The organism is Streptomyces sp. NPDC057877, from assembly GCF_042796855.1.
GTDB lineage: Bacteria > Actinomycetota > Actinomycetes > Streptomycetales > Streptomycetaceae > Streptomyces.
The window spans coordinates 602967-614637 of record NZ_JBHVMS010000005.1 but is presented as its reverse complement, the minus strand read 5'-3'; the positions used below and the strand labels follow the sequence as shown (position 1 = coordinate 614637).

The window sequence follows — 11671 nt, the reverse complement described above, 5'->3', positions numbered from 1 at the left end:
GGGGTGTCAGTCAGTCCGCCGCTCGCGGGCCCGGTGACGTCCCCATGGCGCACAGTGCTTCGTACAGCGGGCTGTAGAGCAGCTTGACGAGTGCGGCGTCGGCGGGGTCGATGCGCACGCCGTACGCGACGGTGTCGGTGTCGCTCTGGGCGAAGTACGGCGCCAGGACATCCCGCAGTCGGAGGAGCAGCCCCGGGTCACCTGCGCGGCGTGGACGACGGCTCTGGCCTGTGAAGGGGGCCTGTGCTGCGGCCAGTCGCGGTGCGAAGGCCGCGTCGACGAACACGACGCGGGCGGGTACGCCACCGCGGACGAGGCGGCCGATGACCTGCCAGATGGTGACGAGCTGGTCCCAGACGAAGGACGCCTTCTCGTCATCGGAGAGCGAGGAGTAGATGTAGGGCCGTGACAGTACGTGCCGCCACACTCCGCGTGCGGTGGTTCTGAAGGCGCTGCCTGCCGCGTTCAGGTCCCCGGCCTGGGTGACCATGTCGCTGAACGTCCCTTCGTTCGCCAGCTTCAGTTGACCGCGTACGAACCGCGTTGCCCAGTCGTTGATGGCGAAGACTGCCAGGGAGAGGTCGTCGGGGCGGGGGTGTGGGCGGACCAGGAAGAACACCGTCCCGAACGCCGCCACCTTCTCCTCGCCGGGCCGTTGGGGGGCGGTGAGGATGTTGTGTCCTCGCTCCACGGCGAGGAGGGGCGCCACGAGCAGTTCGGCGTCCGGGTCGTCGGCGAAGGAGGCGAGGTCCCCACGCCGGACCGCTCCCGCACCCGATCCCGTGCCCGGCGCCTGGCTCCGCGTCGGCGCCGTCCCGTCGACGGCGGCCTCCAGTTCGGCGTCATCGGCGGCCAGGACGCGTACCCGGCCACGCCAGCGCGGGATCTCGTTCAGGGCGCTGGCGGCCACTTTGGCTTCCGCGTAGCTGCCCACCAGGAGCAGGGCACGTTTGCGGCGCTGGTCGGAAATTCGCGCGAGTTCACTCTGGAGAGGGGAGGAATTGCCGTCGCTCCGGGGCCGGGCGAGCCGGTCGACCATCAGACGCAGGACGTCCTCGCGCTGGTCGGGATCCTGACCGGAGAGCCGGATCGGCTGTCCTGCGGCGTCGTACAGGAACTCGGGGCGGAAAACCGTCTTCCGGATGGCGTCGAGAGCCTTGGGCTGCGGTTTCAGTACGGCCTGGACGGGGGCGAGGACGTGTGCCCGGGTGGAGGTGCCTGCCCAACTGGTGCCCGACATCAGCAGCACGTGCGGGCCTGCCGTGCCGCGGCCCGGGTCGGCGCCGAGCTGGGAGAGACCCAGGAGCAGTTCCCGGCCCACGCCCGCGCAACGGAAGAAGCGCAGGGTGCCGGTGCGGTGTCCGTCCTTGTTGCGGGCGGCGGCCCGTTCGTCCACCAGGTACTGGAAGCCCAGGACGTTGCCCATGGGTGCTTCGGGCAGCAGTGGCGCGTAGTCGAGGGGCGGGCGACGGGTCAGCTCGTGGGCCGCGGAGTCCAGCCGTAGCGCTGCCTCCACCTGAGGCCAGAGGAACGTCACCCGGTCCAGGCGTTGGTGTAGGGCGGCGAGGACGAGGGTGAACTCCAGACGTCGCGCGTTGAGGTCACGCCACTCCTCGGTGAGTGGTAGGTCCTCGGGGGCAGGCTTGTTGCCTCGCTCGGCAGCGGGCACGGGCCGCTGTTCCGGGCCCGGCGCTCCGACAAGGAAGGAGTCGAGGAGCGCGCGGACACGGCGCCGTGTCCGCTTCTCGTCGAGGGTGTGCAGGACGTCGTGGGCGAGGGCGGTGAGCTCGTCGGCGGGGGTTCCGTAGGGGCCGCGTCCGCCCAGCGGATCGTCGCGGAACGTGTCGAAGAACTCGGTGATCTCGGTGCGTCGCTCTGCCCAGGGAGCGTCGGGGACGGGGGAGTCGACATCGGCCTCGAGCCCGTCCTCGTCCTCGTAGAGTGCGCTCTCGTCCTCGACGTCCCCTTCGTTCGTGATGTCCGGCCGCCCGGCGGCCTGGTCCCGCGTGAGCGGGTACCAGGCGTGCAGCAGCTTCTCCTGGAGGGTCCATGCACTGAAGTAGTCGATCTGCACCCAGTCCCGCAGGCTTCCGTCGTCGATGAGCATGGCGTACAGCCGGTCCGCGGCCGAACCAACGACGTCCAGGGCGGCGGACCACCGTTCCACGTCCTGGTCGGAGAGCTGCAGCCGTCCCTGCCGGGCGAGTTCGGCGATCTCGTGGGTCTGCAGCTGGTCGAGCCACGAGTCGGAGACACCGGTGGTGACGAGCGTGGCCGACGGGGCGAACATCTGGTCGAGCTGCATCTGTACACGATCGGCCTCGTCGACGACGACGATGTCGCTGCGCAGACAGGCCAGCTCCAGATAGCGCAGGCGCTCGGCGTTCAGCTGACGCGGAACCGCCGTCTGGACGAGACTGGCTGGGTTGGCCACCCAGATCAGCGCGTCCACGAGGTCACGCGCAGCGGAATGCCGGGGGCAGACGCTCCACAGCGGACAGGCGTGCGGGGTGCCCAGGTCCTCCTCATCGGTGTCGGTGTCGTCCGTGGCGCCCTCCCCGTCGACGGCGCCTCGGGCTCGTTCGAGCTCGCGTACCGCGCGCTCGGCCGCAGGCTCCTCGGCGGTCCCCTGGCGCCGGGTGGGGTGAAGGGCACCGCAGGGCGCGTCGGTGTAGCGCAGAGGTTCGGACGCGTCGAGTGCGCGCAGGGCGTCCAGCGGGCAGGCGGTGCTGAGGTGGGCGAAGGCGGGTCCGGTGTGAGCCAGTAGGGAGTGTTCTCCCCGTGCGGCGAGTCTGCGGTGCAGCCGCTGGGTGTGCTGGGGCCGCGTCGTGCCCCCCTGCACCAGGGCGGCGTTCAGGCCGAGCGTGCGAAACAGCTCGGTCAGCGTCAGTTGTTCGGCCACGTCGCCGACGACGAGAGTGATGCGCAGGCCGTTGTGGTGCGCCCAGACGGCCAGCAGGGTCATCAAGGTCGACTTGCCGGCGCCGACCATGCCGACGAGGTGGGTGAGCCGGTCGAGCGGCAGCGCGGACGCCGCTTCGAAGACCGTCCCGTCCGGGGTACGGGTGTCGAGGTCGAGTTGGGCGAGACGCTGCTCCCAGTTCCCGGCCTTCAGCGCGCGCCGCTGCTCCTCCGCGTCCATCCATCGTGCGATGTCGGCGAGTTCGTCGAGAGGTACGTCGAGAGGGCCTGCTGTGGCGGGGCGTTCGGTGGTGAGGGGGTGGCCGGGGAATGGGTCCCGCACAAGATCGGCGGGGACGGTGACGGAAGTCCGCCGGTGGCGGCGGTCCATGAAGCGATGTTCGCCCGCCTGCGCTGGGGGAAGAACCTTCGTGCCGAAGCCGGGAAGGTTCGCGAGCGCGTCGTCGTAGGTGGTGAAGCGGTCGGCCGCCACCTTGAGGGGGACCCGGTAGGCGGGCTCCCCTGCTGCCGGGACGCGGTACGCGCGCAGCCGTTCGGGCAGTTCCAGGTAGGCGTCCAGGCTCTGCTGCCACATCCGGCCGCGGCGCATCGGCCAGAGCAGGTGTCGGGCCGCGGCGAGCGCGACCTGTTCGGTGGTGCCAGTGGGGAGCTTCGAGGCCCGCGCGAAGGCGAGGCCGTAGCCGCACAGGAGCGTCCACGCCCCGCGGGCAGCGTGACCGGGCGCCACGGTTTCCATCAGCCGCAGAGCGAGCTCGACCTGGCAGAGCAGAGCGGGCCGGGTCCCGGCGTGTTCTTCGGGCCATGGCCTCAGTGCGGCGACGACCGGCTGGTACCAGCTGCTGCGGTCACGCATGGTCTGCTCCCTTCTTCCCGGCGTCGTCGGTCGCCGCCGTCTGGTCTCCGGACCGGGACGACGCTGTGCGTGCCCCGTCGTGCCCCCTGGCCGGGGGCACGGTGTGCAGGGGCGCGATGGAGGCGTCCGGCCCACGTTCGCCGGACAGCCGCAACCGTGCCGTCCGTTTCAGCTGGTCGTCCGTCAGCAGTCGCAGCCCGCCCGCCCCCGCGCCCCGCTCCTTGGCGTACACGGCCAGATAGTCACGGCGGGCGCGCACCCGGAACGCGGGCACCACCCAGCAGGCTTCGTCGTACGGAGGCTCGGGCCTGACGGCGGCGGCGGCGCGTCCGAGGAAGGCGGGGTGTGCCCAGTCCTTGACGTCGACGGCCCACACGTGACCGTCGGGGAAGGTGATGCGAAGGTCGTACGCGTCGAAGCCGGGCCACATCTCGACGGTGAGGCCCAGGGCGCGTAGCTCGCCCTCCAGGCAGACTTCGGCACGTCCTGGGCCGGTGACGAACTGCCGCAAGGGCTTCCGCAGCTGACGCAGCTCGCCCACCTCCGACGCGACGAGTTCCCGGCCGTGCGGTGGGGGGCCCTGGTGTCGGCACTGGTCGCGCTCGCACCACCACTCGGTGTCGGACACCGGATGGAGCAGGGTCAGGCAGCGGTGACAGCACAGGTACGCACCGTCCCGGCGGAACCCGAGCGGGACGGGGGCGTAGATCTCCTCGACGAGGAAGCGCACGGGGTCGAGGAAGAGGTCGGTGCTCACCTCTGCCCAGTCCGCCTCGGTGAGGACGGGCCGATTCACCAGGAGGCGACGGAACGCCGTGTACGACTCGGGTGACGACACGGCCCGGCAGGCGCGCAGGGCCTCGTGGATCACCAGGCGGTCGTACTGCCGTCCGGTGCTGTCGCCGTATCCCCGAACGGCGAGCTCGTGGCAGAGCTGCGAGGGCTCTCCGGAATCCTCGTCGATCAGCCGGTCCGCGGTGTCGAACAGGTCGGTGGGCAGTCGGTCCAGGGGCCAGCTGCCCAAGGGACGGGCGCGGGCCCAGCGCATCATCTCGGGCACCCCGGCCGGGGGCTTGGCGCCGTTGCGCAGGCACTGGAGTACCAGGGCGTCCAGGGCCCGCTGGGCGCTGGCCGGGTAGGGCAGGGTGAAGGAGTCGAGGCAGTCGACGGCCGCCAGGTGCAGTACGGCGGTGGCCACGTCCCGCAGGAGGACGACATCGGGATTGGACAGCCAGTCCGGTACGAGCTGTTGGTCAGGCATGGGGCGGGGCGTCTCCTCGCGGCGAGGTCCGCGCGTCGGGGCTCGGCGGGCGCGGATGGTCGGTGACGTAGGCGGTGCCGGGCCGACACCAGGTCCGGGCCTGGCAGCCGTGGCAGTGGCGTCCGGTCCTCGGCTCGTAGGTGGTGTCATTGAGGAGTGGCTGGGAGAGTCCGGCGATGACGGCCCGGGCCTCGTCGACGTTCTCGGCGCGGCCGGGGTCGATGGTTTCGAGGCGACTTTCCCCGTGGCCTTCGCGTAGGTGCTCCAGTTCGACCCAGGAGCGGCGCGGGTCATCGCCCAGCGCTCCCGCGTGGAACAGCAGGACGCCGAGAGCGAGCTGGGGATAGGCGTGGAGCAGGGCCTCGCGTTCCCACAGCGGACGAGCCGACGTCTTGGTCTCGCGCCAGATCCACCGGCCACGGTGGGTGTACACCAGGTCGGGTACGGCGAGGACGACGATGTCGAGTTCGGGCACGTAGGCCGTGACCCGATGCTGTACGAGCACCTGCTCGTCGGCGTCAAGTCCGTTGAGGGGGCACAGGAGCCGGTGTTCCGCGAGCATCCCGGCGGCCTCGCGTGCGGAGGCGTCGTCCAGTCCGGCCCTGGCCCGTACCGCCGTCGGTTCGGGGGTCGCTCGGTCCCGGCAGCCGCGCACCGGGCGATCGGCGTGCTCTGCGTCGAGCCAGGCGTCGACGGCTCTGCCGCGCCGTGCCCCCCGGTCCTCGGCGGAGAGGTCATTGAGGTGCAGTCGCCGCGCCAGGTGGTACTGGGCCGGGCATTCGGCGTACAGCCGCAGGTCCCAGGCGGAGACAGAGCGGCGTTGGCGGGCGGGAGTCGGAGGGCGCCCGCCCCACAGCCGCGGGGCGCGTTTCAGCTCCGTGCAGCCGGCGATGGCCTTGCAGTCGACACAGCTCTCCCCGGGCTGCACGCCGAGCTCGGTGGCAGCCGTGACGAAGGCAGGTACGGCGTCGTCCCTGAACCGCTGCCTCGCCTCGGCGGGGTCCGCGGAGAGCAGTTCTTCCACAGACCCGTCGGCGCACCCGATGTCGAAGACGCGGACCAGTCGGGGCAGGCGGGCGCTCTCGGTCGCGGTGGGCGGAGGGTGGGCGCGTTGCTTGCGGCGAGGCGTGGGCGCGCCGAAGGCCATCACCTGTGCGACGGCGCCGAGTTCCGCGTCGGGGCGGTCGGTCTTGGCCCGGCCCATGGAAGGCAGCCACAGGTCGCGCACCCTGCCGTCGGAGGAGGCGTACATACGGCCCCAGAGGGTGTGCTCGTACTGCCGGGCGCCGCGCGCGTCGGGAGCGTCCGTGCGGCGCGTGCGCCATGTCCATGGCTGCTTCACCGGCTTGGTCTCAGGCAGCCCGGCCTCGGCGGCGGCCGCCTGTTCACGGGTACGGGCGGCCACGTAGCGCTCCAGGGCGTGGGCGGTCCACGCCAGGTGGGCGGGGTGGACCGGGGCGCCCCATCCCCGGAAGGGGCCGTGGGTGCGGCGCAGTTCCTCGCGTACCCGCTCCACGGACCATCCCTCGTGTTCCAGCAGGTCAAGGGCGGTGAACAGAGGGCCGAACCCGAACTCCTCGCGGGGTGGCCGCCGGAACGGCACGGCCGGATCGGCGAGGAGCAGGGGCCGCAAAGCGGTGCGTCGGTGGGTGGGACAGGCCGCGTCGTCGGGCCGGGCCATCCGGGGGCTCGCCCTGATGAGCCAGCTGTCGCCTGCGACGCCGGGCAGGTTCTGCATGGTGACCCCCGTGGAGGCGGCATGGGCAGGAGGGTGCCCAGAGCAACGGGAGTCCGAGGACCTCCGGGCACCCCCTGAGCATGGCACAGGGCTGTGAACTTAGTCCATGCACGGCTCGCGGTCAGAATGTTTCACGGTACGCTGGTGGGTCTGATGCGCAGTGGTGCGAAGGGGCACGGTGGTGGACGCGGATACGTACAGGCCCGGCGTGGGTGATCTGGTCGACGGGCGCTACGAGTTGAAGGACTCTCTGGGCAAGGGCGGGATGGCCCAGGTCTGGCGGGCCGCAGAGGTGTCCGGGGGGCGGGAGGTGGCGGTGAAGTTCCTGCGCCACGACTCCGAGGACCTGTACTGCCTCGACCCGTACGAGCTGGAGGCCGAACTCGCCGTCAGGAATGCCAGGTTCCGGCGCGAGGCCAACCTCCTGGGCACGCTCGACCACCCGGGCATCACCGAACTGTACGGGAGCGGATCGCACCGGGGCGTCCCCTACATCGCCATGCGCCTGGTGACCGGAGTAAGTCTGCGGACCTTCCTCGATGAGCACAGCCCTCTGCCCCTGGCCACGGCGGTTGCCGTCGCCGTCCAGGTGGCAGGGGCGTTGGCCTGCGCGCACACGCTCCCGGTCGTGCACCGGGACCTCAAGCCCGCGAACATCATGATCGATGAAGAGGGGTGGGTCGTCCTCATCGACTTCGGCATCGCCAAGCCGCTGCACGCCGACGCCACCCGTTACACGGCGCACGGCTCGACGCTTGGCACCCGCGGATATCTGGCGCCGGAGCAGCTCCTGGAGCGCGAGCCCACCACGCGCACGGACGTCTACTGCTTCGGTTGCATCTTCTACGAACTCCTCACCGGGCGGCCCCCGTTCCCGCTGGGCGCGGAGTCCGGCCTGACCGACAAGCACCTCAACGAGGAGCCGCTGCCACCGAGCACGTACGCCGCGGGCATCCCGGAGCCGATCGACGATCTGGTGCTGCGGATGCTCGCCAAGAAGCCCGAGCGGCGCCCGGCCGTTGACGAGGTCCTGGAGGTCCTCAACCCGTTCGCCCCGGGGGTCGGCGATTCCGAGCCCAGGCCCCGTACCCACCCCGACCCCACCGCCCCCATGCGTCGGCCGCGGGAGCGGGCTGTTCGTCCCCGGCCGGTCCCTCCCGCGTTGCCCGGCACGTCCGCACCGGCCGATGAGTGGCTGGACGCCCGCGAGGTGGAACAGCTCTGTGCACAGGCCGAGTCGGAGATCGCGTCAGGTGAGCCAGGCGACGCGACCGCCCGGCTGCACGGTCTGACAGGACGGGTACGCAAGGAGTGGGGTGAGCGGCGCCCTCTGGTGCGTCGCGTGTGGCAGAGGGCTGCGGACGGACTCCGCCTCTCCGGCAACTTCGGCGTCGCGGCCCGCCTCTACCAGACGGTCGAGGACGATCTCATTCACGGGGACGGCCCCGCCGAGCGGGCCGACCGCGCGCTGATCCGGCTGCGCACGGCCGAGTGCCGGCTCACGTTCGGGGAACTGGAGGAGGCCATCGCGGCGGTTGACACGGCGGGCCGCACCGCCGCCGGACTGCCACCGGAACTCGCGGCTCGCGTCGAGGCCGTACGGCACGCGGTCGACACCCAGCTCACGGCCCGCCTGGCCGAGCCCAGGCACACGGAGGCGTGAGGTCGGCTGGTGTGAGCGAAGCCGATGCGCTACGCCTGGTTCGCCAGGCGTCCGGCCGCCAGTTCGTCGCCGAGGTCGCGGACAAGGCTGGTGCCGAGGTCGGCCGCGCGGCGCAACAGCCCGTCGAAGGCGGTGAGTTCGCGGAACGCCTGTCCGTAGCGCCGCTGTTCTGTGAGGGGAAGCTGGCGGATCTGGAGACGGCGGACGTCGATGCGGGATGAGTTTGTGGTGTGGGTGCCGGCCTGCCGGGCATTGGCGGGAGCCCGCAGTGAACCGGCGAGGAACCAGGCGTCGAGCTGTTCGGGCTGTACGCGCACGACGTGCAGTTGTGGGCCGAGGGCGGTCGGCGGACCCGCGTGGACCCAGGCGGAGAAGGCGCGGGCGGCGCCCACCACCACGATGTCCCCGGGTTCGGCGATCACGGCCTCGTCGGCTGCCGCGGTGCCGGGAGCGAGCCAGTTGCGGGGTTCGCCGTCCACCAGAAGATCGGGGATGGTCAGGAGGGGGATACCGTCGGCGGACGGCGGGCCGACGTGGATCGAATCCTCCGGTGGCTGCTGGCCGCCGAGCAGGGTGAGCGCCCCGGCCCGGGCGAGCTCGGCGACCGTGGTCGCCGTCGGTGTGTCCGCCTCGCCCGTGGCGAGGTCGAGCGCCGCGAGCCGCCTGGCCGACTTGTTCACCTTCGCGGTGAGTCCGGTGAACTCCCGCCAGGATGCCGCCAGTCGGGGTGCGGTGTCCGCCGGGGACGGAGCAATGTGACGTCCAGGCGTCAGGTCGACCTCGTCGTTGAGGAGTTCGATGACGGGCACCTGTCGTACATAGGCAGGGGCCTGTGGGGAGTCGACGGCGTCGCGCACGAAAGCGCTGATCGCCGCCCAGTCGGGGGTCCACTTCTCCTCCGGGTCCCGGGGGAAGCGCGAGGCCGCGTCGGCGACCAGCAGCCGATCGCCCATCGGTGTGCCTTCCCCGGGGGCGGGCATCCGCAGCACCCACAGGTGCAGGGAGACGCTGTGCGGTGCGGCGCAGCCCGGCGGCAACGCGATGACGGCCCGCAGCTGCCCGGTGCGCAGCAGCGAGCCGCGGATGCGGCGGCCGGCCTTCCTGGCCGCGACGGCGGGCGGCAGCAGCAGTACCGCGGCGCCGCCGGGCCGCAGCTGGGCCAGGCAGTGCTGGACCCAGGCGAGTTCGGGCTCGGTGCGCGGGGGAAGACCGTGACTCCAGCGGGCGTCGGTGGCCAACTCCTCGTATCCCCAGTCCCGTTCGTTGAAGGGCGGGTTGCACAGGACGATGTCGGCGGGGGTGCCGGAGAACGGGTCGTCGCGTAGGGAGTCCGCAGCCCGCACGGAGACCTGCGCCCGCTCCTTCCCCTCCTGTCCCCCGTTCTCGACGAGGGCCACGCGGGCGTCCGCCAGCGAGGCGAGGACGGCGTCCCGGTCACTGCCGAGGAGTGTGAGCGCCTCGCCGCCGGACGCCCGCACGGCGTCGGCCGCGGCCAGGAGGAGGTGCCCGGGGCCGCAGGCGGGGTCCATGACCGTGGTGCCGCCGGAGCTGTCCGGGCTGTCGCCCGCCATGCCGTCGGCCGCCCCGAGGGCGAGTTGTGCCATGAGTGCTGCCAGCGGTTCCGGGGTCGTGGCGATCTGGCGCACATGGACGTCGAGCCAGCGGCGCAGCAGAAACGCGAACGTCTCCGTGGCCCCCTCACGCTGCCCGAGATCCACGGCCCGTTCGATCAGTTCCCGGGTGTCGGCACGGATCCCCTCACCTTTGTCGGTCACCCGCCCGGAGAGGAGGCGTCCTACCTCGGCGATCGTGGCCCCGGTCTCGTCACGCCCGCCGAGCGCCTCGAAAGCGGGCCAGAGCCATTCCCTCTCGGCGGACCTCTTCAACTTCTTGTTGTCGCGCAGCCAGCCCTCGATGTCGGTCAGGGAGAACTGAGGGTTGGCGTCGGTGCCCGCGATCCGTTCGGGGAAGGACGGATGCCGTCGCCGCCAGTTGCTCACCGCGGCTCGTCCCACACCCGCTAGGCGGGCGATTTCGGCCAAGGTCACCGGTACGGCGCGCGACGTGGACATCTACACTCCCAGGGCGTTTCTGGTGGAGGGAGGACTTTCCCCTCGGTGATGGGTGTGCGATCAAGTCACCCTTGCTCCGAACTGCACCCGTCAGCGTACATGACCATTGACTTTGTTCACAGATGCGAAAAGGCGGGTTTGGCGCGTGTGTCGCGTTCCGACCGGCGAGGCGCGAGGGTCAGTGCCGTGGTCGGCCGTTCCGCCCCCATGCCGTCCATGCCCGCACCGGCCGGGCCTCGGGCCCCATCGGATGGGTGAAGGGCCGCAGCGGGTCAACCTCGGCCCACGGGACGAGTGCCTGTTCGGGGGTGCGGCGCTCGGGCAGCCACACGGCGAGGCGCCGCCACACCTCACCGGCGTGGGCGGGCCGCTCGTCGGGCTCCTTGGCCAGCAACTGGAGTACCAGAGCCTCCAGTTCGGAGGGGATGCCCGCGCGGAGCCTGCCGGGCGGGACGGGCGGCTGCTCAAGGATCATGCCGGGCAGCATCAGTTCGGACTCGTGCGTGAAGACCGGTTCGCCCGTCAGCATCGCGTACAGCAGGCAGCCCAGTGCGTACAGGTCGGTGCGCGGGTCGACCGGCTTGCCCTGTACCTGTTCCGGCGCCATGCACTCCAGGCTGCCGGGGCGCTCGCCGGTCGTGGTGAGACCCGTGGTGTCCGGGTCGAGGAAGGCGGCGACGCCGAAGTCCAGGACCTTGACCACGCCGTCCGTGCGGATCACCACGTTGCTGCCCTTGAGGTCGCGGTGCACGACCTCGCGGGCGTGCACCGAGCCCAGGACGGAGGCGATCTGGACGCCGATCGACGCGGTCTCCTCGATGGAGAGCGGGGCTGCCTCGGCGATCCGGTCGTCGAGCGGGGGCCCGATCACGTACTGCATGACGAGAAAGCGGGTGCCGTTCTCCTCGCCGAGGTCGTAGACGGTGGCGAGGCCCGCGTGGTCGAGTCGCGCGACGGCCTGCGCCTCCCGGCGGAACCTTTCGGCGTCGCGGGCGCGCTGCTCCTCGGTGAGTCCCGGATCGACGTTCATGGTCTTCAATGCCACGTCCCGGCCCAGGTTCTCGTCGTGGGCGAGCCAGACGACTCCCATGCCGCCCCGGCCGATGAGGCGCTTGATCCGGTAGCGACCGGCGATCAGTGTTCCGGTGTCCATTCGCGCTGC

The 11671-nt window shown here is 71.5% G+C and carries 6 protein-coding genes; 1 reads left to right on the top strand and 5 read right to left on the bottom strand.

Features of this window, described 5'->3' with window-relative positions; all coding sequences use genetic code 11:
* Window positions 1-10 precede the first annotated feature (10 nt).
* From ACFVQG_RS17750 to ACFVQG_RS17740, 3 genes are read right to left on the bottom strand one after another with little or no spacing between them, the layout of a single operon-like run.
* On the bottom strand, window positions 11-3775 hold the full coding sequence (locus ACFVQG_RS17750) for a hypothetical protein (RefSeq protein WP_383383302.1): 3765 nt from the start codon (window positions 3773-3775) through the stop codon (window positions 11-13).
* Window positions 3768-5036 carry a hypothetical protein gene (locus tag ACFVQG_RS17745; RefSeq protein WP_383383299.1) on the bottom strand — a complete coding sequence of 423 codons (1269 nt, stop codon included), beginning with the start codon at window positions 5034-5036 and terminating at the stop codon, window positions 3768-3770. The genes ACFVQG_RS17750 and ACFVQG_RS17745 overlap by 8 nt, the downstream gene beginning before the upstream one ends.
* Complete coding sequence (locus ACFVQG_RS17740; RefSeq protein WP_383383296.1) at window positions 5029-6774, bottom strand: PD-(D/E)XK nuclease family protein; 1746 nt, start codon at window positions 6772-6774, stop codon at window positions 5029-5031. Before ACFVQG_RS17740 ends, ACFVQG_RS17745 begins: the two co-directional genes overlap by 8 nt.
* Window positions 6775-6982: 208 nt before the next feature.
* Here ACFVQG_RS17740 and ACFVQG_RS17735 point away from each other — a divergent pair, with 208 nt between their 5' ends.
* Window positions 6983-8437 (top strand): serine/threonine-protein kinase, encoded by a 1455-nt coding sequence (locus ACFVQG_RS17735; RefSeq protein WP_383383293.1) that lies wholly within the window; start codon window positions 6983-6985, stop codon window positions 8435-8437.
* 29 nt (window positions 8438-8466) lie between these two features.
* Here the strand turns inward: ACFVQG_RS17735 and ACFVQG_RS17730 are convergent, their stop codons facing one another.
* Window positions 8467-10509: an N-6 DNA methylase gene (locus ACFVQG_RS17730; protein WP_383383290.1), complete on the bottom strand. Its 2043-nt coding sequence runs from the start codon at window positions 10507-10509 to the stop codon at window positions 8467-8469.
* 178 nt (window positions 10510-10687) lie between these two features.
* The gene (locus tag ACFVQG_RS17725; protein ID WP_383383287.1) at window positions 10688-11662 is read right to left on the bottom strand and encodes a serine/threonine-protein kinase; all 975 of its coding nucleotides are present in this window, start codon (window positions 11660-11662) and stop codon (window positions 10688-10690) included.
* Window positions 11663-11671: the final 9 nt, after the last annotated feature.

Excerpts from the sequence above, each read along its gene's own strand:
- ACFVQG_RS17740 (WP_383383296.1), bottom strand. The coding sequence starts at position 6,774 with ATGCAGAACCTGCCCGGCGTCGCAGGCGACAGCTGGCTCATCAGGGCG.
- ACFVQG_RS17730 (WP_383383290.1), bottom strand. The coding sequence starts at position 10,509 with ATGTCCACGTCGCGCGCCGTACCGGTGACCTTGGCCGAAATCGCCCGC.
- ACFVQG_RS17725 (WP_383383287.1), bottom strand. The coding sequence starts at position 11,662 with ATGGACACCGGAACACTGATCGCCGGTCGCTACCGGATCAAGCGCCTC.
- ACFVQG_RS17745 (WP_383383299.1), bottom strand. The coding sequence starts at position 5,036 with ATGCCTGACCAACAGCTCGTACCGGACTGGCTGTCCAATCCCGATGTC.
- ACFVQG_RS17750 (WP_383383302.1), bottom strand. The coding sequence starts at position 3,775 with ATGCGTGACCGCAGCAGCTGGTACCAGCCGGTCGTCGCCGCACTGAGG.